The following is a 24,880-nucleotide window of genomic DNA, read 5'->3' as shown; positions in this document are numbered from 1 at the left end:
ACGACGTCGGTGACGGGTCCGGCGACTGCGGTCGAGGGCGCGGATGTGGTTCTGAACGTGCAGGTTTCGCCGGCTCCGTCGGGTGGCACGGTGCAGTTCAAGAACGGCGCCAACAACATCGGTGGCCCGGTGACCCTCGATTCCGAGGGCAAGGGTTCGATCACGCAGCAGTTCGCGACCGCGGGTGCGCAGAGCATCACCGCGGTGTACTCGGGTGCTGCCGGCTTCATCACCTCGACCTCGGATGCGCACACCGTCACGGTGTCGGCTCCTGCCGAGACCGACGTGGCCACCACCACGGTGCTCACCGTGCCCGCCACGGCGACGAAGGGTGCAGCGGTGAACCTGGTCGCGACTGTCTCCCCGGATCCGGCCGGCGGCACCGTCCAGTTCATGGACGGCACCACGCCGATCGGTGCTCCGGTCGCGTTGATGAACGGTAAGGCGACTCGCTCGCATCCCTTCGCGACCACCGGCGCGCATGAGATCACCGCGATCTACAGCGGTGCTCCCGGCTACCTGACCTCGACGGCCGAGGTCGCCACCGTCACCGTCGACGAGCCCGTCGACGGCGGGACCAGCAGTGCCGGCGGCTCGCTGGGGAGCCTGTTCGGTTCTTCCTGAGTTGTCGGCGCTCCTGACGGAGTGACGTGAGTGTGGCCCCTGCCGGAAGTCCGGCAGGGGCCGCACCCGTATTCATGGCAAGGGATTGGCCGTGACGGAAATGTCCGGCTGTGGTGCCAGATTAGCGAGGTGAACCAGTCAATTACCGGCTGGCAACAGATGTAACCGCGCGTAGCGGTCACTGCGGTCAGGGTGTGCGTGCATGCATAGCGCCAGTTCAGGACCTGTCTTGCCGGTGCAAGAAATGGAAGCCGGCGGCGTTGGGTTAAACAAATGGCCACGGCCCAGTTTTCATCCCGTGATCTTCCTGTGACGAGCGGCCGGTTGCGTTACCCTGGGCCCGAATCCAAAAAGTTGGACGGTCGTCTTGGACTGTCGTCGAGAGGAATGTATGACTCACGAAAACACGCGCCGGGTGATCGGTGGCCTCAGCGCAGTGGCCATCGCCGCCGGGTTCGCGGTCACCGCCGGTGTCGGCATGGCTGGTGCGGCGCCGAGTTCGGTGTCCTGGGCCGACGGCAACAGCAACTTCACCCGGACCGTCAGCAACACGACGCCGGTCGAGGGCGAGATCGTCACGACCTCGATGAAGTTCATGCGGAAGGCTCTCACCGTCGTTGAGTACGTCCAGGCGGTCAAGGACTTCCATCCCGCGTGCATGACGTACGTGGACGGCTCGGCGAAGGTCGACGGCTCTCCGCGTGGGCTCGAGAGCCAGGGCGCGGACTTCGTGAGGGTCACGGGCGATTGGTCGGTGTACCCGAACATCGAGCCGAAGTCGCGGACGTTCGAGTTCTCGTACAAGGTCGGCGCGAACTGTGATCGTGACGTCGCGATGAACACGTGGACGGACTACTCCGGGTCGCTGGGTTCGGGTAGCTACCCGAACAAGGGCACGACCGTGACGGTGAGCAAGAACGTCACCACGACGGTGTTGGCCGCGGTGCCGGCGGGTGTGAGGGTGGGGCAGTCGGTTCCGTTGAGTGCGACGGTCACCGGCGGCGTCGACGGCAACGTCGTCGAGTTCTTCGACGGCACGACGAAGCTCGGCCAGGGCCCGCTGGCGGCGGGCAAGGCGGCGTTCGCGTGGACGCCTGCCGCCGCCGGTGGTCACAGCCTGACGGCGAAGTTCCTGGGTACGGCGAAGGCCAACGAGTCGGTCTCGGCGGCGCAGAACGTGCCGGTCACCCCGGCGGACGTCGTCACGACGACTGCGGTGACCGGTCCGGCGACGGCGGTTGCGGGCGCGGATGTGACGTTGAACGTGCAGGTGTCGCCGGCTCCCAGCGGTGGCACGGTGCAGTTCAAGGACGGCGCCACGAACCTCGGTGGCCCGGTCACGCTCGGTGCGGACGGCAAGGGTTCGATCACGCAGCAGTTCGCGTCGGGTGCACGCAGCGTCACGGCGGTGTACTCGGGTGCGGGTGAGTTCCTGACTTCCACCTCGGCTGCCCACACTGTTGCTGTCTCTCCGGCTGACGTCGCGACCACCACGGTCGTGTCCGGTCCGGCGACGGCGGTCGAGGGCACGGACGTCACCTTCGACGTGCAGGTGTCGCCGGCTCCGGTCGGTGGCACGGTGCAGTTCAAGGACGGCGCCGCCGATCTCGGTGCTCCGGTCTCTCTCGATGCCGCGGGCAAGGGCAGCATCACGCAGCAGTTCGCCGCGGGTGCGCGCAGCGTCACGGCGGTGTACTCGGGTGCGGGTGAGTTCCTGACCTCCACCTCCGGTGCCCACTCCGTGACGGTCTCCCCGGCGGCTCCGGCCGACCTCGCTACCACCACGACCGTCTCCGGTGCCGCAACCGCCCAGACCGGGACCCCGGTTGCCCTGTCTGCCAAGGTTTCCCCGACGCCGACCGGCGGCACGGTGCAGTTCAAGGACGGTACGACCAACATCGGCAACCCGGTGACCGTCGGCGCCGACGGCAAGGCGGCCACCAGCGCGTCGTTCGCGACCTCCGGTGCGCACGAGATCACCGCGGTGTTCTCCGGTGCGACCGGATTCATCGCGTCCACCTCGGCGGCACACATCGTGACGGTGTCCGCCCCGGCACCGACGGACGTCCAGACCGCGACCACCCTGACCGGTCCGGTCACGGCGTCGACGGGCGTCGCAGTGACGTACGAGGCGAAGGTCGCGCCGGCTCCGACCGGCGGCACCGTGCAGTTCTTCGACGGTGACACCGCCGTCGGCGACGCCGTGACCGTCGGTGCCGACGGCAAGGTCTCGCTCACGCACACCTTCGCGGTGGCGGGCACCAGCACCCTCAAGGCCGTGTACGGCGGCACGAACGGTTACGTCGGCTCCAGCTCCGCCGTCGTGACCGTCACCGTGACCGGCGAAACCCCGGTGGACCCGGGCACCGGCGGCGGCACCGGCTCGCTCGGCGCCCTGTTCGGTTCCTCCTAGGAGACCGCCGGCTCGGCACGATTTCCGCAGCGCCCCGTCTCGGTCTCGCGACCGGGGCAGGGCGCTGCGGTGTGTCGATCCCTGGCCTCGAGCTGGGAAGTCGGGCACACTGTGTGATATGGAGCACAGGATGAGTGACACCGAATTGCGCACGGCGATTCGCAAGTTGCGCGCACGTGCCGACGATGCCCGCAGCCGCGACGATGCCGAGGCGGCCAAGACCATCGAGAAGACGATCCACGAGTACCAGGACGAGATGTCGACCCGGCTGTAAGCCGGTGTGCCCAAGCCGATCCGGGTTGATTCGGTGGACCGGCCCTCCTCTCGAGGTGCCGCGAACCCCGGTCGTGTGAATCGAGGACCACCCCGGCCCGCGTGCGTAGACTCCGCTTGACCGATCAGCGCGACGGGCAGGGGATTCAAGGGTGAAGGACATGCAGGGCAAGAAGTGCCTGATCACCGGTGCGGGCAGCGGGATCGGCCGCGCCACCGCTCTGGCCTCGGCGCGCGAGGGCGCCGACCTGTACCTCACCGACATCAACGCCGAGGGACTCGCGGAGACCGTCGCGCTGGTCACCCGAGCGGGTGGGCGGGTTGTCGAGTCGCGGGATCTCGACGTGTCCGACTACGAGGTCGTCGCCGCCTGGGGCGAGGACATCCACGCCGCCCACGGCAGCATGGACGTGGTGATGAACGTGGCCGGCATCTCGGCCTGGGGCACCGTGGAGAACCTCGAACATCGGCACTGGAAGTCGATGGTCGATGTCAACCTGATGGGGCCGATCCACGTCATCGAGACCTTCGTGCCGCCGATGGTCCGGGCCGGCAGGGGCGGTCACCTGGTGAACGTCTCGTCCGCTGCGGGTCTGCTCGCCCTGCCCTGGCACGCCGCCTACAGTGCCAGCAAGTTCGGGCTGCGCGGGGTCTCGGAGGTGCTGCGCTTCGACCTCAAGCGGCACCACATCGGCGTCAGCCTGGTCGTCCCGGGCGGGGTGAAGACACCGTTGGTCGGCACCGTGCAGATCGCCGGCGTGGACCGCGAGGACCCGCGCGCGCAGAAGCTGTTGCACCGGTTCGAGAAGCGCGCCGTCTCGCCGGAGAAGGTGGCGGACTGCATTGTGCGGGGTATCAAGAAGCGTCGCTATCTTGTCTACACGTCCAACGACGTCCGCTTCGGCTACTGGTGGGCCCGCAAATTCGCCCCGCCCTACGAGTTCGTGATGCAGAAGGCCAACGACCAGTTCAGCAAATTCCTCGACTAGATCATTGACTCGGACGGGGCCACGGGGCATCCGGCCCTTCTTTTGTGCTGTAACACAAGCGTCCATCTAGTTCGTCGAAACCCCGGTCGTGTCGGGGATCACCGTGGTCTACTACTGCTCGATTCGATGCACTTCCAGGCAGTTGCGGGTCGCCTCAGTTGCGGATCCTTCGGCTGCGGAGTGCGCTCGGCCGCGCCGTGCGAGCGTGCGTCGGGATTCGACGACAACGTTGGGCCTCCCGTCTGTTGTGGGGTGCCCTCCATTACGGGGAGGAAGTTCATGTCGGGCAAGAATGTGCGTCGCGGGATGGCGACGGTAGGCGCGTTCGCCGTCGCCGCGGGGTTCGTGGTGACAGGGGGGACGGGCCTGGCGGGTGCGGCGCCGGAAACGATCAACCTTTCGGACGGCGGCTTCGGGTTCGCCCGGACGGTGAGCAACACCACGCCGCTCGAGGGCGAGACGGTGACCGTGACGACCACGGTCACCGGCACCGGCATCGTCGACTGGCTCGAGGACTACCGCCCGACCTGCATGACCTACAAGACCGACTCCGTGAGGGTCGCCGGGTTGCCGGTTCCGGTCGCAAGCATCGGCCCCGGGCTGACCCGGGTGGCCGGCAGCTGGGACGCGGCCACGTCGCCGACCTTCTCCTTCCAGTACCTGGTCGGTGCGAACTGCCCGCGTGAGGCGGTACAGACCACCGGGATCAAGTACGGATCCGGTACCGCCACCGGTTCCTTGGACAAGGCGGGCCCGTCGATCAACGTGCCCAAGAACGTCACCACCACCGTGCTCAGCCCCGTTGCCCCGGGTAGGGCCGGTATCGCGACCAAGATGAACGTCCAGGTGCTCGGCGGCCGCGAAGGCGACCTCGTCAAGTTCTACTCGGCCACCACCGAGATCGGCTCTGTCGCGCTCGACGCGGCGGGCAAGGCCTCCTACAACTGGACCCCGGCCGCCACGCAGGCGGGCGAGCATCAGATCACCGCGACCTTCCCCGCGACCCCGTTCGCGGCCGAGTCGTCCTCGGCCGCGCAGACCGTCACAATCGAGCCGGGCAACCAGAGCACGGTCACGACGGTGAGTGTGCCGGCAGCTGCGCAGACCGGCTCCGAGGTGATCTTCGACGCGCAGGTCTCGCCGTTCCCGGGCGCCGGAACCGTCACGTTCAAGGTCGGTACCACTGAGCTGGCCACCGTCCCGGTCGGTGCCGACGGCAAGGCCAGCCTGATCCAGACCTTCACGGTGCCCGGTGACAAGTCGGTGACCGCGGTGTTCTCCGGTGCCCCCGGATACCTTGCGTCGACCTCGGCACCCCAGGTGATGCGGATGACCGAGCCGGGCGCCACGGACGTCGCCACCACGCTGACGCTGGCGGTGCCGGCGATCGCGCAGAAGGGGCGGGTGGTCTTCCTGTCCGCTGACGTGTCCCCGAAGCCGGTCGGCGGCACGGTGCGGTTCTTCAGTGGCGTCGAGCCGCTCGGCAACGCGATCGGCCTCGCCGACGGCCGCGCCACCCAGACCTACACCTTCCTCGAGGAGGGCAACCGGGAGATTCACGCGGTGTACACCGGTGCGCCGGGCTACCTCGGTTCGGATGTGACCGGGACGGTCAGCGTCACCGCCGACCCGGTCCCCGGTGGCGGCGGAGGCTCGCTCGGCGGGCTGTTCGGCTCCTCGTAACAGTTCACCAGACAAACGGCGCCCCGTCCCGGTCCAAGTACCGGGGCGGGGCGCCGTCGTCGTGCTGTCAGGCGGTGACTTGTGCCCGGGTCAGCCTCCCGCTGTGCATCTCGTAGACGTCATCGACGAGATCCAGCTGGCCGAGGTCGTGGGTGACCATCACCACCGCGACGTCGCGTTCGCGGCTCAGGTTCGCCAGCAGGGCGACGATCTCGCGGCTGCGATCCTCGTCGAGCGCGGATGTCGGTTCGTCCACCAACAGCACTGACGGGTCGTTCATCAGGCTCCGGGCGATCGCGACTCGCTGGCGCTGGCCGCCGGAGAGCTGGTGCGGCCGACGGTCGAGCTCCTTCTCCAGCCCGAGCGAGGCCAGCAGGTCCCGGGCCCGGCTTCGCACGCTGCGAACCCGGCCCCCGCCGAGATGGGTGATCAGCTGCAGCTGTTCGGTCGCGGTCAGCGACGCGAGCAGGTTGGACTGCTGGAAGACGAAACCGAGCTGTTCGCGCCGCACCGTCGTCCGCTCGGACCGGCTCAGTCCGGTGACGTCGACGCCGCCGATGTGGACGGTGCCGGACTCGGGAGTGATCAGCAGGCCGGCGACTGCGAGCAGGCTGGACTTGCCGGATCCCGACGGCCCGGTGACCGCGACGAGCTTGCTGCGGTCCACGGCGAAGTTCACGTGGTCGAGCGCGCACAGCCGGGTGTCGCCGTCGGGATAGGTGAGGAGGGCGTCGGTGAGGGTGATGCTCATCGTTGTTCCTTCAATTCTCGTAGTGGGCGGCGATTACCGGGCGGAGTTCAGCGCGGTCAGCGGGTCGACGGAGACGATCCGGGTCAGCGCGGCGGCGGCGCCGAGCATGCCGAGGCCGATCAGCGCGAAGAACGGCAGCAGGGTGCCGGACACGGTGAGCGTGAACGGGACTGCCTGCGACGCGATCGAGCCGAGGCCCACCGCGGCCAGCGAACCGAGCCCGGCGCCGAGCGTGAGAACGATCAGCGACTGGCCGAGGGCGTCTCGGAGCAGGTAGCCGGTGGACGCGCCGACGGCCTTGAGGACCGCCAGGTCCTGGCCGCGTTGGATCGTCCAGATGGTGAAGAAGGCGCCGACCACGAGGGCGCTGACGATCAGCAGCATGACCTGCATCAACAGCAGCGAACTGCGCTCGGAGGTGTAGGAGCCGATCGCGTTGAGGGCGCCCGACTGATCGGTGATCGACGTGTCGGTCGCGGTCGCTGCGGAGGCGGCGTCGAATCCGCTGCTCGTGCGCATCGCGACGACGGTGCCCTCGCTGCCGCCGGCGGTGGGCAACGCCAGCCAGTCGGACCGCTCCACCCACACCACCGGCTGGTGGCTGTAGAGCGAGTCGTCGACGAGGGCCGTGACGGTGAACTGGCGACCGCCCATCTCGACCGTGCGCCCCTCGCTCCAGTCGTTCTCCTCGGCGAGGGTGCGGTCGACGGCGATGTGGCCGGCCGACAGCGGGACGGGCGCGGCGAACGAGCTGCCGTCCACGCCGAACGCGCTGGCGCTGACGTCGCGGCCGTCGACGGTGATCCGGGTGGGCGCGATTCCGATCAGGGCGGCGGAGTCCACGCCCGGCGTGGCGGCGAGTGCCTGCTGCTGCCGCTCGGTGACCTGGGAGTCGCTGAAGGAGAGCGACTGCCCCTCCGCGGGCGCGCCGAAGGCGAACTGGTTCGCGCCGAGGTTCTTGATCGCCGCGATCGACTGGTTGCCCAGGCCCGCGGTGAGTCCGGAGAGCATCACCACCATCAGTGAAATCAGGAACAGCACCACGCTCATCAGCGCGAACCGGCCCTTGGCGAACACGAGGTCACGAATACTCAGGAACATGCTTCCAGCGTGCCGCGGCACCCCCTTCGGGGGCATCGCGCAAAGGGTGGGGTGAGCGAGTCAATCGAAAGTTGGAGATCGGCCGTCAGGGCCGGTCAGGGCCGGTCGGGGTGCTGGGGCGGTGTTAGCGTGGATGCAATGCAGCATTCGGACCTCCAGCCCGACAGTGGCCCCGCACCCGTCCTGCGTGTCATGTCGCTCGGGGCACACACGCTGTTCGTGGTGCTGCTCGGGGTCGGCGCAGTGCGGTGCCTCATCGACGACACCCGACCGGTGCCGACGGTGCTGCTCTCCGCCGTCGTGCTCGGCTGGTACCTGCTGGGAGTCTGGTTCGCCCGGCGGTCCGCGTCCGCCACCGGCGTCGACTGGTACGGCCCGTTCTGGTTCGGCGTGCTGGTGCTGGGTTGGCTCGGTCTCGCGGCGCTGAGCGTCAACTTCGTGTGGGTGGCGTTCCCGCTGTACTTCCTGTGCTTCCACGTCCTCTCGACGCGGGTCGCGGTGGCCGCGACGGTGGCGATCACCGCGGTCGCGATCGGCGGGTCGCTCTGGCACGGCGGCACCAACGTCGTCGCGACGTTCCTGGGGCCGATCTTCGGCGCGACCGCGGCCGCCGGGATGGCGGTCATCTACCAGCAGTTGCTCCGCGACGTCCGGCAGCGTCGCAGACTCTTCGACGAGCTCGCCCGCTCGCACACCGAGCTGCTCGACGCCCAGGACGAACTCGCCGCGCTGCAACGGGAGGCCGGTGCCGTCGACGAGCGGGCCCGGCTGGCCCGCGACATCCACGACACACTCGCACAGGGATTCTCGTCCATCGTGTTGTTGGCCAGGGCCGGTGCACGCAGCGCCGAGCCGGCGCCGATCCTCGCGCAGATCGCGGAGACGGCGCAGGAGAACCTCGGCGAGGCGCGCCGCGTGGTCGCGGCGCTCACCCCGTCGGTGCTCGAGGAGGCCTCGCTCGAGTCGGCGCTGCGGCGCCTGCTCGCCCAGTTGTGCGAGCACACCGGGATCGTGGGCGAGCTGGTGGTGGACGGTGAGGCGGTCCCGCTGCCGATGGACTACGACGTCGCACTGCTCCGGGTCGCGCAGAGCGCGCTGGCCAACGTGCGATTGCACTCGCGGGCCCGGCAGGTGCGGCTCACGCTGAGCTTCACACCGGACGAGGTGCGCCTGGACGTGGTCGACGACGGCATCGGTTTCGACTCCGACGGCGAGTTCGCAGCGGCGTCGTTCGGCCTGCGGTCGATGCGCGAGCGGCTCGCCTCGTTCGGGGGCTCGCTCGTGGTCGAGGCGGCGCCCGGCGACGGAACGGCCTTGGCCGCAACGCTTCCGATGGCAGGTGCCGAGTAGTGACGGACAGTTTGCGGATCCTGCTGGTCGACGACCATCCGGTGGTCCGGGCGGGACTGCGGGCGCTGCTCGCCTCGCACGACGGGCTGGACGTGGTCGCCGAGGCGTCGTCGGGGGAGGAGGCGCTCGAACTGGTCGCCACCGAGCGTCCCGATGTGGTGCTGATGGACCTGAGGCTCGGCGCAGGCATGGACGGTGCACAGGCCACCGAGGCGATCGCAGCCCGCCCGTCCCCGCCGCGGGTGGTGGTGCTGACCACCTACGACACCGACAGTGACATTCTGCGGGCGGTGGAGGCCGGGGCCGCCGGCTACCTGCTCAAGGACAGCGACCCGCAGGTGCTGGTGGACGCGGTGTGGGCGGCGTCCCGAGGTGAGACGGTGCTCAATCCCGATGTGGCGCAACGGCTGTACCGGCAGATTCGGTCACCGCGAGTGGACCTGAGTGCTCGGGAGAGTCAGATCGTGCAGCTGGTGGCGCAGGGCCTGTCGAACCGGGCCATCGCCAAGGAACTCTTCGTCACGGAGGCCACCGTGAAATCACACCTCGTGCACGCGTTCTCGAAGCTCGGGGTGGACAGCCGGACCGCAGCCGTGGCGGCCGCCCGGGAGCGCGGGCTGATCGTCTAGCGGGCGACGGATCCGGCCGACGTAACCCTCGCGGCGGCGGCCGAGGCGCACTACCGTCGAGCCATGACCAGCGAGCGCGGCACGGTGTTGGGGGCCAACTCCGAGGTGGGCACCCTGCGGACGGTGCTGCTGCACCGTCCCGGCGACGAGCTCAAGCGGTTGACCCCGCGCAACAACGACCAACTGCTCTTCGACGGACTGCCGTGGGTGGACCGGGCCCAGGACGAGCACGATGCCTTCGCCGCGTTGCTGCGTTCGCGGGGCGTCGAGGTGCTGCTGCTCTCGGACCTGCTGACCGAGGCGTTGACCGCGAGCGGTGCGGCCCGCATGCAGGGCATCTCGGCCGCGGTCGACCCCCGTCGGCTCGGGCACTCGCTGGCTCAGGAACTGGCGTCGTACCTGCGCACCGTCGCGCCCGCCGCTCTGGCCAACCTCCTGACCGCGGGGATGACATTCGACGAACTGCCGATCGGGCCGGCCGGGTCGTCCCTGGTGCGGCGGATGCACCACGGTGGCGACTTCGTGATCGAACCGCTGCCGAACCTGCTCTTCACCCGGGACTCGTCGTTCTGGATCGGCGACCGGGTGGCGATCACGGCTCTCGCCCTGCCGGCACGCGCCCGGGAGGCCTCGCTCACCGACCTGATCTACGCGCACCATCCACGCTTCCTCGGGGTGCGGCGGGCCTACGAGTCGCACACCGCGCCGGTCGAGGGCGGCGACGTGCTGCTGCTCTCGCCGGGGGTGATCGCCGTCGGGGTGGGCGAGAGAACCACCCCGGCGGGAGCGGAGGCGTTGGCGCGCAGCGTGTTCGAGGACGGACTCGCGCACACGGTGCTGGTGGTGCCGATCGAGCAACGCAGGGCGTCGATGCACCTGGACACCGTGTGCACGATGGTCGACGTCGATGCGGTGGTGATGTACCCCGCGATCCAGCACACCCTGACCGCCTTCACCATCCGACGCGAGGACGGCGGCGTGAGCATCCGCGGCGCCGAACCCTTCCTGGAAGCGGCGGCCGAGGCGATGGACATCGGCAAGTTGCGGGTGATTGACACCGGGCTCGACCACGTGACCGCCGAACGCGAGCAGTGGGACGACGGGAACAACACCCTCGCGCTCTCGCCCGGAGTGGTGGTCGCCTACGAGCGCAACGTCGAGACCAACGCCCGGCTCGAGGCGTCGGGCATCGAGGTGCTGCGGATCTCGGGGTCCGAACTCGGCTCCGGTCGCGGCGGACCCCGCTGCATGTCGTGCCCGGTCTCACGCGATCTGCTCTGAGCGTCAGGCACCTTCGGCGGCAGGCGAGCCCGCCGCTACGGCCACGATGCTGTGACTCCGGTCGCCAATCGGGATCGCTCGACCTGGGCTCCGCTTCGGGGGAGTCCGGTTCGGGTGGTTCCGGTTCGGCGGGATCGTCCGAGTCCTGATCTGAACGAGGCACGGCCCCGACGACTGGCGTCGACGGGGCCGTGCCGTGACGATCGAGGTGACTACAGGATGGTGGACACCTTGTCGGCCGGCCGGGCGAGCACCGTGCCCTTGTCGGTGACCACGATCGGGCGCTCGATCAGGATCGGGTTCTCGACCATGGCATCGAGCAGCTCGTCCTCGCTCGCCTGCGCCAACCCGAGTTCGGTGTAGACGGACTCCTTGCGTCGGATCGCCTCGCTGGGCTTGAGCCCGGCGTCGTCGAGCAGCTTGCGCAGGCCGTCGCGCGAGGGTGGCGTGTCGAGATACTTCACGATGGTCGGTTCGATGCCCGCGTCCTCGATCAGCTTGAGCACCGTGCGCGAGGTGCTGCAGCGCTGGTTGTGGTAGATCGTCGCGTGCGTGTTCGTGTCGGATGTCGCCATGTCAGCCATTGTGCCCCCGGCCCGCTCGACCGGCTGCCGGCGACCTCAGCGGCCCTCCAGCGTCCGGCGCATGCGGGTCGCGTCCGCTGCGACCGTCCGGGTGGCCAGGAAGATGAAGACGGCGGTGAGCGCCAACATGATCGGCACCAGGTACATGGCCGAGTTCAGTCCCTCACCCGCGTACTGGGCCAGCGTTCCGGTACCCGCCGAGTCGAGCGCGCGCTCGGCGAACCAGTCGGAGATGGCGCCCACCACGACCGGTCCCGAGAAGCCGCCGAGCAGGTACATCGCCGCAAAGAACAAGGCGGTCGCGGTGGCGCGCAGCGGCGGGACCACCACGTCGTGGATCGTGGGATAGACGCTGATGTAGAAGGCGTACGCCAACAACCAGCCGGCGGCGAAGAAGGCGGTGAAGGCGACGACGCTCCCCCCGTTCTGCATCAGGGCGAGGGCGGTCAACGGAGCGGCCGCGGCGCAACTGAAGACCCCGATCCTGAGACGGGCATTCGGCGACCTGGTCGACGCGCGGTCCGCCAGTCGGGCGCCCGCCACCAGTCCGACGAGGCCGGTCAACCCGACGATGATTCCGGTGACCGCGGCGGCGGGCGTCAACTTCAACTCGTACTGGCGCATGAGCAGCGGCACCACGAACGAGTTCACGGCGTACGCGGCGAAGTTGAAGGTCAGCCCCGCGAGGATCAGCCAGCGGAGCGTCGGGATCGACAGCAGCCGGCGGATCGGTCGCGAGACCGGGGCGGCGCCGGTGGGAGCCGCGCCGGTGGCGGAGGTGTGTTCGGCGGCCCCGCGCTCGGGGTCCCGCATCCGGTACAGGACGACGGCGAGCGCCACGCCGGGCACGGCCGCGACGAAGAACGGCGCCCGCCAGGAGCCGAAGGCCTCGGTGATCTTGCCGACGGTGAAGAACGCCAGCATGAGGCCGAGCGGCAGCCCGAGCATGAAGATGCCGAGTGCGCGAGATCGCCGCTCCGCCGGGTACATGTCGCCGATCATCGAGTTCGCGGCCGGGGTGAAGCTCGCCTCGCCGATGCCCACGCCGAGCCGGGCCAGGATGAAGAGCAGGTAACTGCCCGCCGCGCCGGTCGCCGCGGTCAACCCGCTCCACATCAGTAGGCCCACGCCGATGATCTTCGGCCTGTTGCCGGTGTCCGCGAGCCTGCCGAGCGGTAGGCCCGCGATCGCGTAGACCAGGGTGAAGGCCGACATGACGAGGCCGAGTTGCAGATCGCTGAGGGAGAACTCGGCCTTGATGGGTTCGGCGACCACGGAGGGGATCGAGCGGTCGAAGAAGTTCACCAGGTTGGCCAGGAAGAGCGCGACCAGCGCTCCGCTGACGACATTGGTCGTGGTTGTCGACGGTGGTGACGCGGGCAGCGCCGACGGGGGCGCGGCGGATTCGTGCACGGACATGGGGCCTCGCAGATTCGGTGGGAGCGGGTCGGAAACCTGTTCTGTCGCAGGCAGTGCCGTGCGAGAACAAGCTCTGGTTCAGGAGCGGCGCGTCAGCGCAGTTGCTCGGCTACCTGTGCACCGATCGCCTGCATTCCGAACACCGTCGGGTGCAGCGGCACGGCAGGTTCGGTCGGGACGAGGCCGGTGTAGGCCGCCTGCCCGGGGGCTGCGCAGATGTCGTGGCCCGAGGTGGCCTGGGTGATGTCGACGAAGCGGATGCCACGTCGGGTGGCCTCCGCTTCCATCGCGGCGTTGGCGTCGGTCATCACGCTCTGCAGGTAGTCGGCGTCCTGCGACCAGATCGGTTGCTGTGCGGGGCATCCGCCCGGTCGCAGGTAGGTGCCGTAACCCACCACCGCGATCTCCGCGTACGGCGCCCGCTCGCGGACCTGGTCGAGCATCGCCCCCCAGGTCGGTGCCCAACCCGCGATCTGGTCCCGCTGCTGGTTGCGTCCGCCGGCGTTGAACTTGTCGCGGCAGGACGACCCGGTCGGTTGTGGCAGCGGGTTGGCGCAGCTGAGGGCGGTGGTGAAGAGGTTGAAGTCGTTGGCGCCGATGGTGACGGTGACGAGGTCGGTGTCCCGGTTCAATGCGTCGAGTTGCGGTGTCGCGGTGCCGGAGAAGGTGCGCTGCGGGGTGTTCGTGATGTTGGCGGTCCTCGCCGACGAGCAACTGACGTCGGTGAGCGTGGCGCCCAGCTCCGCGGCCACCACGGCGGGGTAGTTCAGGTGCGACCGCAGGCATCCGGGCGCGCTCATGTCCTGGTCGGGAAGCAGCGGGCCGGCCGCGGCGGAATCGCCGATCGCCACGTAGTCGATCCGGCCGGCATCGAGGGGGGCGGCGCCGGCGTTGCCCGCGGCCGCCAGCAGGCACAGGGTGGCGGCGGCAGTTGCCCCCGACCTGGTGGCACGGCTGATCATCTGAGTCACCGAGGCTCCTTCTCTCGTGAGCCGCTCCGTTTCGGGTGCACCGTTTGTGCAGCAGAGAGTGGCGTGGATTACATATTGATCGGGAAACTGCAGGTGGTAGTTGTAGATTGCGACCAACATTCGGGGGGTTTTTGTGTCTGTGAGCAAAGCGGACCGAGAGGGTCCCATTTCGATCGGCGGTCGGTCGCTGGCGGACCAGTTGGCGCAGCGGACTCACTCGCTGGTTGCCGAGACCGTCAGAGTGGTCCGGACTGACGTCCCCTTCTACCGGTCACTGCCGGAGGAGGCGATCCGCAACGACGTCACCGCGATCGTCCGGCGGAACCTCGAGCTGTTCATCGCCATGCTCAGGACGGCGCGGGAGCCGACGCCCTCGGAAGTGGCGGACCTGCGGGTCTCGGCCGGGCACCGGGCAGAGGAGCTGGTGCCCCTGGCCGAGATCCTGCACGCGTACCACCTCGGCGTTCAGCAGTGGTGGGCGTCGATCGCGGGGCTGGCCGGTGGCGGCGACGGTCCGGCACTCGCGCGAGCGGGGCAGTTGCTGCACACCTACCTGCTCGCCGCGACGTCCGCGGTGGTGGCGGGGTACGGGTCGGACCATGCACCGCCGAGTGAGGACGACGGCGCCCGCCGGGCCCTCCTGATGGCGTTGTCCTCGGGCGCCGACCCGGCGGGGGCCGCCGACCGGGTCGGTCTCACACTCGCTCGGCTCTACTGGGTGGTCGCGCTGCACGTCGACCCGCACCCGGACGAGGCGGCCGCGGGGGTGGACACCGCGGTCGCCGAGCGGCGCAAGGTCCGACGGCTCCAGCGCGAACTCGACAACGTCGGCCGCGACAAAGCGCTGTGTGCGGTGACCAGCAGCGGCGGAACGGTGCTCATCCCGATCGTCGATTCCGAACCGACCGAGGGCAATTGGTCCGACAGCCCGCAGTACGTCGCGTTGCGCCGGAACCTGCTGGACCTGGAACGTGTGATCGGTGCCGCCGTCGTCACCGCGGTCTCCGCGGCCGCACCCACGAGGATCCCCGGTGCGCTGGTCGAGGCCAGGGAGGTGCTCGAGGTGGCGCGCCGTCACGGGCACCGGACGGGCCTGTTCCGTCTCCAGGACGTGCCGGTCGAGTACCAGCTGAGCAGGCCGAGTGCGGCGCACGCAGTGCTGGCGGATCTGTTGTCCCCGCTGGGTTCCCACGAGTCGGTACTCCGCACGCTCGAGGCCTACGTCGACGCCGGCTACGACCGTGCCGCCGCAGCGACTGCGTTGCACGTGCACCCGAACACAGTCGCCTACCGGCTGCGCAAGCTGGCGACGCTGACCGGGCTGGATGTGAGCTCGCCCCGGGACCTGGTCCGGGTCACCGCGGCGCTCGCGGCCCGGCGGTGCGCCGGCTCCGAAACGCTGCAGGCCTAGTTGCTTGCCGATCGCCGCGTCTGGGCCATGATCGCCGTCCCCATCCAGCGCCGCAGGTAGCCTCGCAGCTCGTCGTCACTTCGCGGCGGGTTGCCCGGGGAGACAAAGAACGACTGCATCGTCCGCAGGACGTACTCGACGAGTTCGCCAAGCGCGTCGTCGTCGTACCCGTGGCGTTCCCAGTCGACGTCGAAGCGTCTGATCATCGTCATTCCGAAGGCACGTGCCTCTGGGGACGTGATGCCGTCGGGGTGGACGTTCGGGTACGTGCCCGTGAGCAGGATGCCCAGATGGGGGGTTCGACGGACCTCGGCCAGTGTGTAGACCACGCCCTCGGTCATTGCTTCGGCGGGATCCTCGATGCCACGTACCTGCCGCGCCAGCCGATCGAGAAAGTCGTCGACCGATGCGATCGCCGCCGCCTTCATCAGGACATCCGCGCTGGGGAAGTACCGATACACCGTCTGGCGGATGACACCGAGTGACTCCGCGACGTCGGCAATGCTGATTGCCGAACCCGTTCTGCCGATCAGATCGACTGCAGTGGAGACGATTCGGCGCGACGCCTCGTCGTCATCGACCGGCGGTTGCCCACCCCATCCACGTCTGCGTGCCACGGGCGGACGGTACCAGGGCTGCGACGGCGGGCGGCGTGAGGCGCGGTGGATTCAGCGAAAGTCATCATACGCAGTCGCGCATATTTGTATGATCGCGTCGAAGGTGGCCTCCACCTGCCCTGGCAGGGCTCGCACGCATCGACGAATCGAGGAATCGCGCATGACGGAACTGAAACCCCGGAAGATGGACTTCGGGTTCGAGGGCGAAGACGTCCCCTTCCTCTGGAACCCGGAGAACCCGGCCTGGTCGAGCATGTCCAACGCGGTCTCGTTCCTCGCGATCGGCTTCGAGAAGATGATCGTCAAGCTGATCCTGCAGGCGAAGCCGCTGATCACCGATCCGGAGGTCGCGGCGGAGGCAGTCGCGTTCATGCGCCAGGAGGGCCACCACTCCACCGCACACCGCCAGCACGTGAACGCGCTGATCCGGCGGTACCCCGGCCTGCAGAACACCCTCGACGCCGTGACCGGCGAGTTCGACCTCCTCACCGAGCGGACCTCGATCAACTACCGGCTGGCGTACACCGCCGACCTGGAGGCCACGTTCACTCCGGTGTTCAAGCTGATGCTCGACAACGAGGCCACCCTGTTCCGGCCCGGCGACGACCGGGTCGCGTCCCTGTTCCTCTGGCACTTCGTCGAGGAGGTCGAGCACCGCAGTTCGGCGTTGATCATCTACAACTCCGTCGTCGGCAACGAGCTCTACCGGATGCGGATGGCCGCGTCGATCTTCGCGCACGTGATGAAGTCGATCCGGATTGCGTGTGCCGGCTTCAACCAGCACGTTCCGCTGTCCGAGCGGAAGGTCGACTCGATGTCGATGTTCGCCCGGCACCGGGCCAAGCAGAAGGTGCTCACCGCCTTCGCGCCGTACCTGACCAAGGGGCCGATGCCGCGAGCGTTCGACGGCCTGCCGATCGGTCAGCAGTTGACCGCCCTCGGGGGCGCCATCCGCAGCCAGATGCCCGGGCACAAGCCCGAACACGAGAAACTGCCCGTCCTCGCCGGCGAGTGGTTCACCCGTTACGACGCGGGCTACGACTGCACCCGCTGGTACACCGCGGACTCGCAGAAGCCTGAGGCCGAGCCGGTCCCCGCGGGGGCGAACTGATGTCGGACCACTGTTCGCCCACCTTCTCGGATCTCGCGACCCGGCTGGGCTTCTCGTGCGAGGAGGCCGGTGGGCTCTTCGAGGTGCGCAATCCGGCCGCGCTGGAGAACTGGACGCTGCCGGTGCTCGAGTGGATGATCGTGCTCGGGTCGGTGCTCGCGCTCGTGTACGCGATCCTGCGGCTTCGCCGGCACGGTGATCCCACGAACCTGGTGCTGTGGTTCGGTGCCACCGCGTTCCTGTTCGTAATCGAGCCGCCGATCTACTTCCCGGCCACATTCGGCACCGAGGAATACCTGGGCACGATGTTCGCGCACAACGTGTTCACCGTGGACTTCCTGTGGGGCCGACTCCCGCTCTACATCATCGCCATCTATCCGCTGATGGCGACGCTGGCGTTCGAGATCGTCCGCATGCTCGGTGTGTTCCGGCGCTACGGGGTGTTCCTCGGCGCGGTGTGCGTCGGCTTCGTCCACCACGCGTTCTACGAGATCTTCGACCAGCTCGGGCCGCAGCTGCGCTGGTGGGAGTGGACGCTCGACAACAAGGTCAACCTGCCCTTCTTCGATTCGGTTCCGCTGCCGAGCGTCGTGGTGTTCGCGGCGCTGTGGCCGATGTCGTTGGCTCTGTGCGTCCAGTTCTTCGTCGGCCGGCACGTCGATGCGGGCCGGCGCTTCTCCGGGCTCGCACTGGTGTGGCGCACCGTGGTGATCGGTCTCACCGCCTCGATCGGGGTGTTCGTGCTCCCGCTCCCGGCGACCGTCTTCGGAATGGGCAGCGACACCGTCCGCGGGTTCCTGTACGCGGCCGAACTGGTCGCCATCACGGTCGTCGCGATCCCGCTCCTGGCCCGCCAGTGGTCGCGGTTGCGGCGCACCGCCGCTGACGTCCCGCCGTACTCGAACAACTTCGTCCGGGTGTACGCCGTCGTGTACCTCGCGGTGATGGGCCTGCTGTGGGCGACCGCGCTGCCGGACTTCTTCGGGGCGGTCGACGGTGTCACCGACAACGGCGATCCGATCGGCAACCTCTGGTACACGCTGGCGTGTTTCGCCGTCGCAATACTCTGCGTGATCGCGACATTCACCGTGCCGCGCAGCGCATCCGAGGACGGTGGCATCCCGTCGGTCGGCGAACGTCCGGTGACCAGCACGGCGTAGTTCCTCACGGTTTTCCGGCGGTCGGGGAGGGTGGTGCGCTTTCATTGCCTGCATGGACTTGCAGACCCTCTCCGACCGGATCGAGATCGCGGACCTGCTCACCCGCTACGCGCACGCCGTCGACACCAAGGACTGGGCGCTCTACCGGACGGTGTTCACCCCGGACGCGGCCATCGACTACTCCGAGACCGGCGGTCCGAGCGGCGGCGTGGAGGAGGTGGTGGCGCAGTTGACGACCATGCTCGACCTGTTCACCCGGACCCAGCACTTCGTCTCGAACATCGACGTCGAGTTCACCGCCGACGGCGCCCGGGTGCGGGCGATGTTCTTCAACCCGATGGTCGTCAAGCCGGGCAGGCAGTTCTTCTGCGGCGGTTGGTACAACCACGAGTTGGTGCGCACGCCGGACGGTTGGAGAAGCCGGGCCCTGGTCGAGGACGCCGCCTGGTTCGACGGGCTCGAGCAGGCCTTCGCCGAGTGAATCTCGGCGTTCGGCGAGCTGGATCGGGGCTTGCCCGGCTAGCCTCGCCGCATGCGCATCGTCATCGACCCGGACTCCGCGACGCCGCCCTACGAGCAGGTGAAGCTGAGGGTGCTCGCTCTGATCCGCCGAGGTGAACTGATCGCCGGCACCAAGCTGCCGACGGTGCGTGCGTTGGCAGAGGAGTTGGGGCTGGCGCCGAACACCGTCGCCAAGTCCTACAAGGAACTCGAGGCGGTCGGCGCGATCGAGACCCGCGGTCGAGCCGGTTCCTTCGTTGCGTCCTCGGGCGACCCGACGCTGACTGCGGCCCAGCGGGCGGCCACCGCGTACGTCGCCGCCATCCGCGACCTGGGCCTGGGCGACGACGTCGCCGGGGAACTGGTGGCCGCCGCGATCCGCGGCGCGTAAGCGCCGCCGGACTACGCTCGACCGTGGGGGCTGGGACACTGTGTGGGCTGGGGCGAAGGGGTGGCGATGGTCTACCGGGTGGTCGAGGCGGCGACCGTCGCGGCCCACCTCGCCTTCATCGGATACCTGGTGGTCGGCGGGTTCCTGGCCTGGCGCTGGCGTCGGACGATCGCCCTCCATGTCGCGGTGGTGGCGTGGGGCGTGGGGTCGGTGCTGGTGGGTTACGAATGCCCGCTGACCGACCTGGAGAACTGGGCCCGGCGGATGTCGGGCCAGCCGGAGTTGCCGTCGACGGGGTTCATCTCGCACTACCTCACCGGGGTGCTCTACCCGGTGGACGCCGTGACCCTGGTCCGGCTCCTGGTGGTGGCGGTGGTGCTGGCGTCCTGGATCGGGTACTTCCGGCGGCGTCCGGCGCGCGTTCTCGCTCGGTGAGGGCGGCTTCCGACACGCCCGCGGGAAGGTTGACGCTTCAACCATCCTGTGTCAGGGTGGTCTCGTTCCCGACCTTCCGTGCGCACAGCAAAGGACCTGTAGATGAAATCCAGCGCTTTCAAGGACCTCGCCCTGCTCGTCGCCCGCGTCGGCATCGGCGTCATCTTCGTCGCCCACGGCTGGCAGAAGTTCTTCACCAACGGAATTGCGAAGACCCAGGCCGCATTCGACGCCATGGGTGCGCCGCTGCCGGACGTGTCCGCGATCGTCGCGGCGACCGTAGAACTGGTCGGCGGTTTCGCGTTGATCGCCGGGATCGCCACTCCGATCGCCGGGATCCTGCTGTTCCTCGACATGGTCGGGGCCTTCTTCATCGTGCACATCGACAAGGGCATCTTCGTCTCCGAGGGCGGGTACGAACTCGTCCTGGCGCTCGGCGTCTCCTCGTTGCTGATCGCCGCGATCGGTGCGGGCCGGCTCAGCATCGATGCGCTCTTGGGCGGTCGATTCGGCTCCAAATCCGCAGTGTAACGCCGTAAACCGGCGCGGCCGGCCGGCAATTCCCCGGCCGCGTCGGCTTGCAATTGCCTGTGCGGACAAGCAACGTGAGTCTGCATGGCGGCGAATACCGATTTGTCCGATCAAGATTCCGACCCCACCGAACGCGCGGAAGCCGCCGGTACCGGTGGAGCGGGGTCTGCCGGTGGCGCCGTCCGCACGGATTTCGTGGTGTTCGGGGTCACCGCGGTCATCGTCGCGGCCATCCTGATCTGGGGCATCGTCGGTCCCGACAGCCTGGACCGGGTCACCAGTTCGACGCTCGACTGGCTCGTCACCAACCTCGGCTGGCTGTTCATCCTCGCCGCGACCGGCTTCGTCCTGTTCGCGCTCTGGTTGGCGGTCAGCCCGTTCGGCCGGATTCCGCTCGGCAAGGACGGCGAGAAGCCGGAGTTCAAGACCGTCAGCTGGATCGCGATGATGTTCAGCGCCGGCATGGGCATCGGCCTCATGTTCTTCGGCGTGGCAGAACCGCTGGCGCACTTCGTTACCCCGCCGCCGGGCACCGACGGTGGGGTCGGCACCGCGATGGCGACCACCATGTTCCACTGGAGCCTGCACCCGTGGTCGACGTACGCGGTGGTCGGCCTCGCGTTGGCCTACGGCACCTACCGTCGCGGGCGCAAGCAGTTGTTCAGCTCGGCGTTCATCGCCCTGCTCGGCCGCCGCGCGGAGGGGCCGATCGGCAAGGTCATCGACATCCTCGCCATCTTCGCGACGATGTTCGGCACCGCGGCCTCCCTCGGACTGGGCGCCCTGCAGATCGGGTCCGGCTTCGAGGTCACCGGCTGGCTCGAGGAGGCGGGCACGCTGCTGCTCGTCTCGATCGTCGCCGTGCTCACGCTCGCCTTCGTCGCCTCGGCCGTCTCCGGGGTGTCGAAGGGCATCCAGTGGCTCTCCAACATCAACATGGTGCTGGCGCTGGTGCTGGCGGTGTTCGTGTTCGTGCTGGGGCCGACCGTCCTGATCCTCAACCTGATCCCGAACACCCTCGGCGCCTACGCCGGCCAGATCGCCGAGATGTCCGCGCGGACCGCGGCGTCCAGCAACCCGGAGACCGCCGAGTGGCTGTCCTCGTGGACGATCTTCTACTGGGCCTGGTGGATCTCCTGGACCCCGTTCGTCGGGATGTTCCTGGCCCGCATCAGCCGCGGCCGCACCATCCGTGAGTTCGTGGTCGGCGTGATCCTGGTGCCCAGCGTGGTCAGCCTGCTGTGGTTCTCGGTGTTCGGCGGCGCCGCCATCGGCGAGCAACGCGACGGCATCCCGCTCGCGGAGCGGGGCAGTTCCGAGTCCCAACTGTTCGGGATGCTGGACAACCTGCCGTTGGCGGGGGTCTCGACGGTCCTGGTGATGATCCTGGTCGCCATCTTCTTCGTCTCCGGCGCGGATGCCGCGTCGATGGTGATGGGCTCGCTCTCGCAGCGCGGCACCCTGCAGCCGAGTCGCTGGGTTGTGGTGTTCTGGGGTCTGCTGACCGGTGGCGTCGCGGCGCTGCTGCTGTGGACCGGCGGCGAGGACGCGTTGAACGGGCTGCAGACGATGACCATCATCGCGGCCGCACCGTTCGTGCTGGTGATGATCGGGCTGTGCGTCTCGCTCTACCGCGACCTGTGCCACGACCCGATGATCCTCGAGGCGAAGCGGGAGCGGCGACGACTGCCGCGGCCCCGCACACGGGCCAAGCGAGTCGGTCACTAGCAGGTTCTCGAGGCGATCAGCAGCCTCAGTCCTGGGAGGCATCGTGAAACGAGGGACCGATGGCGAGCAGGACGCGGACGAGTTCGGCCTGACGGTGTGTGTCGGTCTTGTCGAAGACGTGCTGGAGGTGAGTCCGAATCGTCGTCATCGACACGGAGAGTTCGTCGGCAACCGGTTTCAGTCCTTCGCCCCGAGCCACCCGCATGGCGACCTCCGCCTCGGTGTCGGTGAGGGAGTACAGGCGGCGCAGGACGGCGGTGTCCGGTTCAGGTTCACGCTCTGGGTCGACGATCAGGACGAGGGCGGTCACTGTCGAATGGCTCAGTCCGTCGGTGTCGGGGCTGAGCGGAACCACGTGAACCGCGTATCCGCGTCGCCCGGACGGGCGGGGGCAGGCAAATGAGCCGCCTTCGGGGACACGGTCCTCTTGGGTGTCCAGCGCGAGGCACACGAGGCGGCGGAGTTCTCGATCTGCCCGAGAGAGGGTCGCCGCGATGGATCCATGGGGGCGGAGTTGGAGGCCGTCGCAGGAAACGAGGATCGTCTCGGCCGCTGTGTTGAGGTGCAGAATTCGGTAGTCCGGTCCGATGACCACGATGCCGTGCTGGAACTGGTCGATTGCTCTGGCCAGTTCATGTTCGCGCTGCGCGAGGGTCGCGAGTTCCATCCGCGTGTGGATTGCCTGTTTCAGGTGCGGGACCAGCTGCCTCATCAGCGTCAGCCGGTCGGTGGTTCCGAAGGGTTCCGGGCCACGAGGCGCGGCGACCCCCAGCCATGCGCTCGGGGTGCCACCGGCCAGTCGGACGAACAGTCCGTCCTGGAAGTGGTTGGGGCGGCACCAGTCCGCGTAGAACTCGGTGTGCACGTTGGGGAGGATCAGTTCGGTCCCGGTGTGAATTCGGCCGACCGGAGCGTTTTCCACGGCTGTCGCCACATAGTCGAGCCGACCGTAGTACTCGTTGTAGGTCGTTCTTGCGGACGGGTCGGCGCCGACCTGACGCACCATGACGTCGGATTGTCGGGTCGCCGGTGCCGAAGTCAGCAAGCCGGCGCCGGCGCCGTCAAAGGCGCGGACAAGCTCGACAAGGGTCGGATCCCATTGCTCCGGCGTGACGGCCGATGCGTAGATCGCGGACACGAGGCGGGAAAAATCGTCGACTGAGATCATCGACCACCCCGGCATCGGTTGGCATACGGCGTCCAGCGGTTCCATCCGAGTATGGCCGATCTCATCTGTTTGCACGAGGCCGCGCGCGCCGGCGAGTGATGTGCTGGATGTGGCTTCCGGATCAGGAAACGAATTCAGGTGCGGCAGGGCCCGGTGAGGGTCGACGAGGGGTGACTGTCACCGCCAGCTCGGCAGCCACAGCTGCTGCTGCCACATCTCCGGGGTGATCGGGACGGCCGTCAGGATCGGCCACAGCCAGGCGAAGTTCGCGATGACCAGGCCCAGGTACAACGCGACCGCGAGCAGGCCGGTGCGGCGGCGCTCGTAGCTCGCTCGGGCGCGGCCGATCACCTCCCCGCACACCAGGGCCAGGCCCATGGCCAGGAACGGTGCCAGCGCGACGGCGTAGAAGAAGTACATCTGCCGGTCCATCGTGACGAACCAGGGCAGCAGCCCGGCGGCGTACCCGGTGAGCACCGCGGCGTAGCGCCAGTCGCGGCCCACGACGGTGCGCCACAACGCCCAGCCGAGCATCGGCAGCGCCAGCCACCACATCGCCGGCGTGCCGATCAGCATCACGGCCTTGACGCAGCTCGCGGCGCCGCAGCCGGACACCTCGTCGCCCTCGGCGAAGTAGTAGAGCATCGGCCGCAGACCCATCGGCCACGTCCACGGCTTGGACTCCCACGGATGGTGGTTGCCCGCCGAGTTGGTCAGACCGCCGTGGAACTCGAGCACGTTGCCGCTGTAGTACCAGAGCGAGCGCAGCGCGGCGGGGACGAACGAGAAGCTGCCGTCGAAGCCGAGCTGGTTTCCGACGGCGTGCCGGTCGACGCCGGTCTCCGAGGCGAACCACGCCCAGTAGGTGGCCAGGTAGACCAGGACGGGGACGACCACCAGCGCGTACAGCGCGGGTCCGACGTCGCGCAGGCCCGCGCCGAGCCACGGCCGGCGCACCCCGTAGCGGCGGCGGGCGGCGACGTCGAAGGCCACGCTCATCAGGCCGAAGAACGCGATGAAGTACAGGCCCGACCACTTGGTCCCGCAGGCGAGGCCCAGCATCACGCCGGCGCCGAACCGCCACCAGCGCACCCCCAGCCGGGGGCCGTAGTCGGTGACCCCGATCCGGCCCTCCGCGTAGACGCGAGCCATCCGGGCCCGCACCTCGTCGCGGTCGACGATCAGGCAGCCGAACGCGGCGACCACGAACAGGGCCATGAAGATGTCGAGCATCCCGATCCGGGACGAGACGAAGGTGACCCCGTCCGCGATCAGAAGCAGCCCCGCGATCGCCCCGACCAGTGTCGACCGCGCCATCCGTCGCACGATCCGGATCACCAGCAGCACCAGCAGGGTGCCCGCGACCGCGGCGGAGAAGCGCCAACCCCAGCCGTTGTACCCGAACAGCGCCTCGCCGACGGCGATCAGTTGCTTGCCGACCGGCGGGTGCACCACGAGTCCGTAACCCGGGTTGTTCTCGATCCAGCCGTTGGTGAGCACCTGCCAGCCCTGCGGCGCGTAGTGCTTCTCGTCGAACACCGGGGTGCCCGCGTCGGTGGGGTAGCCGAGCATGGTGAACCGGGTGATCGCGGCCACGAGGGTGAGGAACACGGTGACAACCCAGCCGCGGAAGCGGTCGGTCGGGCCGGTCTTGGGTTCGGGCGCCAGGGGCGCCGGGGAGAGGTGACCGCGGGGGTCGACGTGGGGCGTCGGGCGCTCGTCGGTCAACAGGGTCACCCGACGATCGTAGGCTGTCGTG

General features: G+C 68.6%; 24 protein-coding genes. 16 read left to right on the top strand and 8 right to left on the bottom strand.

The genetic code is table 11. The annotated features are described in order from the left end of the window. The 5 genes from RT2_RS22615 to RT2_RS22600 form a co-directional block, all read left to right on the top strand. A partial coding sequence (locus tag RT2_RS22615; protein ID WP_139280381.1) for an Ig-like domain-containing protein occupies positions 1-624 on the top strand: 624 nt, incomplete at its 5' end. 391 nt (positions 625-1,015) lie between these two features. Next, entirely contained in the window at positions 1,016-3,037 is a 2,022-nt protein-coding gene (locus RT2_RS22610; RefSeq protein ID WP_072847055.1) for an Ig-like domain-containing protein, read from the top strand. A 130-nt stretch (positions 3,038-3,167) separates the two neighbouring features. Continuing rightward, positions 3,168-3,311 (top strand): hypothetical protein, encoded by a 144-nt coding sequence (locus RT2_RS26055; RefSeq protein ID WP_169888497.1) that lies wholly within the window; start codon positions 3,168-3,170, stop codon positions 3,309-3,311. Positions 3,312-3,471: 160 nt separating this feature from the next. Continuing rightward, positions 3,472-4,299 carry an SDR family oxidoreductase gene (locus RT2_RS22605; RefSeq protein ID WP_072847064.1) on the top strand — a complete coding sequence of 276 codons (828 nt, stop codon included), beginning with the start codon at positions 3,472-3,474 and terminating at the stop codon, positions 4,297-4,299. A 279-nt stretch (positions 4,300-4,578) separates the two neighbouring features. Continuing rightward, complete coding sequence (locus tag RT2_RS22600; protein ID WP_169888500.1) at positions 4,579-5,982, top strand: Ig-like domain-containing protein; 1,404 nt, start codon at positions 4,579-4,581, stop codon at positions 5,980-5,982. A gap of 67 nt (positions 5,983-6,049) precedes the next feature. Here RT2_RS22600 and RT2_RS22595 read toward each other — a convergent pair whose 3' ends face one another. Both RT2_RS22595 and RT2_RS22590 read right to left on the bottom strand, forming a co-directional pair. After that, on the bottom strand, positions 6,050-6,733 hold the full coding sequence (locus RT2_RS22595) for an ABC transporter ATP-binding protein (protein WP_072847053.1): 684 nt from the start codon (positions 6,731-6,733) through the stop codon (positions 6,050-6,052). A gap of 33 nt (positions 6,734-6,766) precedes the next feature. Continuing rightward, positions 6,767-7,834: an ABC transporter permease gene (locus tag RT2_RS22590; RefSeq protein ID WP_072847052.1), complete on the bottom strand. Its 1,068-nt coding sequence runs from the start codon at positions 7,832-7,834 to the stop codon at positions 6,767-6,769. Positions 7,835-7,972: 138 nt separating this feature from the next. On the opposite strand from RT2_RS22590, the gene RT2_RS22585 reads away from it, so the two are divergent. The 3 genes from RT2_RS22585 to arcA all read left to right on the top strand — a co-directional run bounded on the left by RT2_RS22585 (position 7,973) and on the right by arcA (position 11,094). Continuing rightward, positions 7,973-9,184 (top strand): sensor histidine kinase, encoded by a 1,212-nt coding sequence (locus RT2_RS22585; protein WP_072847051.1) that lies wholly within the window; start codon positions 7,973-7,975, stop codon positions 9,182-9,184. Then, entirely contained in the window at positions 9,184-9,813 is a 630-nt protein-coding gene (locus RT2_RS22580) for a response regulator (RefSeq protein ID WP_281244454.1), read from the top strand. The genes RT2_RS22585 and RT2_RS22580 overlap by 1 nt, the downstream gene beginning before the upstream one ends. Before the next feature lie 63 nt (positions 9,814-9,876). Continuing rightward, positions 9,877-11,094, top strand: a complete 1,218-nt coding sequence (gene arcA / locus RT2_RS22575) for an arginine deiminase (RefSeq protein WP_072847050.1) — start codon at positions 9,877-9,879, stop codon at positions 11,092-11,094. A 212-nt stretch (positions 11,095-11,306) separates the two neighbouring features. Here the strand turns inward: arcA and arsC are convergent, their stop codons facing one another. The 3 genes from arsC to RT2_RS22560 all read right to left on the bottom strand — a co-directional run bounded on the left by arsC (position 11,307) and on the right by RT2_RS22560 (position 14,059). Continuing rightward, positions 11,307-11,678: an arsenate reductase (glutaredoxin) gene (arsC, locus tag RT2_RS22570; RefSeq protein ID WP_072847049.1), complete on the bottom strand. Its 372-nt coding sequence runs from the start codon at positions 11,676-11,678 to the stop codon at positions 11,307-11,309. A gap of 36 nt (positions 11,679-11,714) precedes the next feature. Beyond that, positions 11,715-13,097 (bottom strand): spinster family MFS transporter, encoded by a 1,383-nt coding sequence (locus RT2_RS22565; protein ID WP_072847048.1) that lies wholly within the window; start codon positions 13,095-13,097, stop codon positions 11,715-11,717. Between the two features lie 92 nt (positions 13,098-13,189). Beyond that, on the bottom strand, positions 13,190-14,059 hold the full coding sequence (locus tag RT2_RS22560) for an SGNH/GDSL hydrolase family protein (protein ID WP_072847047.1): 870 nt from the start codon (positions 14,057-14,059) through the stop codon (positions 13,190-13,192). A 142-nt stretch (positions 14,060-14,201) separates the two neighbouring features. Between RT2_RS22560 and RT2_RS22555 the strand changes: the two genes are divergently transcribed. Beyond that, the gene (locus RT2_RS22555; RefSeq protein WP_072847046.1) at positions 14,202-15,479 is read left to right on the top strand and encodes a PucR family transcriptional regulator; all 1,278 of its coding nucleotides are present in this window, start codon (positions 14,202-14,204) and stop codon (positions 15,477-15,479) included. Here the strand turns inward: RT2_RS22555 and RT2_RS22550 are convergent. Beyond that, positions 15,476-16,096, bottom strand: coding sequence for a TetR/AcrR family transcriptional regulator (locus RT2_RS22550; RefSeq protein WP_072847045.1), 621 nt, complete (start codon positions 16,094-16,096; stop codon positions 15,476-15,478). The two genes, RT2_RS22555 and RT2_RS22550, sit on opposite strands and share 4 nt — an antisense overlap. Before the next feature lie 160 nt (positions 16,097-16,256). Between RT2_RS22550 and RT2_RS22545 the strand changes: the two genes are divergently transcribed. The 7 genes from RT2_RS22545 (at position 16,257) to RT2_RS22515 (ending at position 21,953) form a co-directional block, all read left to right on the top strand. Next, on the top strand, positions 16,257-17,207 hold the full coding sequence (locus RT2_RS22545; protein WP_072847044.1) for a metal-dependent hydrolase: 951 nt from the start codon (positions 16,257-16,259) through the stop codon (positions 17,205-17,207). Next, on the top strand, positions 17,207-18,367 hold the full coding sequence (locus RT2_RS22540; RefSeq protein WP_072847043.1) for a hypothetical protein: 1,161 nt from the start codon (positions 17,207-17,209) through the stop codon (positions 18,365-18,367). The genes RT2_RS22545 and RT2_RS22540 overlap by 1 nt, the downstream gene beginning before the upstream one ends. 52 nt (positions 18,368-18,419) lie before the next feature. Next, positions 18,420-18,848 (top strand): nuclear transport factor 2 family protein, encoded by a 429-nt coding sequence (locus RT2_RS22535; protein ID WP_072847042.1) that lies wholly within the window; start codon positions 18,420-18,422, stop codon positions 18,846-18,848. A 51-nt stretch (positions 18,849-18,899) separates the two neighbouring features. Beyond that, complete coding sequence (locus RT2_RS22530; RefSeq protein ID WP_072847041.1) at positions 18,900-19,259, top strand: GntR family transcriptional regulator; 360 nt, start codon at positions 18,900-18,902, stop codon at positions 19,257-19,259. 66 nt (positions 19,260-19,325) lie between these two features. Next, positions 19,326-19,694, top strand: a complete 369-nt coding sequence (locus tag RT2_RS22525; protein WP_072847062.1) for a DUF2784 domain-containing protein — start codon at positions 19,326-19,328, stop codon at positions 19,692-19,694. A 102-nt stretch (positions 19,695-19,796) separates the two neighbouring features. After that, a complete protein-coding gene (locus tag RT2_RS22520) occupies positions 19,797-20,225 on the top strand; it encodes a DoxX family protein (protein WP_072847040.1) in 429 nt (142 codons plus the stop codon). Between the two features lie 84 nt (positions 20,226-20,309). Then, positions 20,310-21,953: a BCCT family transporter gene (locus RT2_RS22515; protein WP_072847039.1), complete on the top strand. Its 1,644-nt coding sequence runs from the start codon at positions 20,310-20,312 to the stop codon at positions 21,951-21,953. A gap of 25 nt (positions 21,954-21,978) precedes the next feature. Here RT2_RS22515 and RT2_RS22510 read toward each other — a convergent pair whose 3' ends face one another. After that, positions 21,979-23,121, bottom strand: a complete 1,143-nt coding sequence (locus tag RT2_RS22510) for a helix-turn-helix transcriptional regulator (protein ID WP_072847061.1) — start codon at positions 23,119-23,121, stop codon at positions 21,979-21,981. A gap of 177 nt (positions 23,122-23,298) precedes the next feature. Then, positions 23,299-24,858, bottom strand: a complete 1,560-nt coding sequence (locus RT2_RS22505; protein ID WP_072847038.1) for a dolichyl-phosphate-mannose--protein mannosyltransferase — start codon at positions 24,856-24,858, stop codon at positions 23,299-23,301. Between the last annotated feature and the right edge of the window lie 22 nt (positions 24,859-24,880).

The sequence above is a fragment of the Rhodococcus tukisamuensis NBRC 100609 genome (assembly GCF_001894985.1).
GTDB lineage: Bacteria > Actinomycetota > Actinomycetes > Mycobacteriales > Mycobacteriaceae > Rhodococcus_G > Rhodococcus_G tukisamuensis.
Note: the sequence above shows the minus strand (reverse complement) of the source record. Positions and strands in the feature narration are given on the sequence as shown.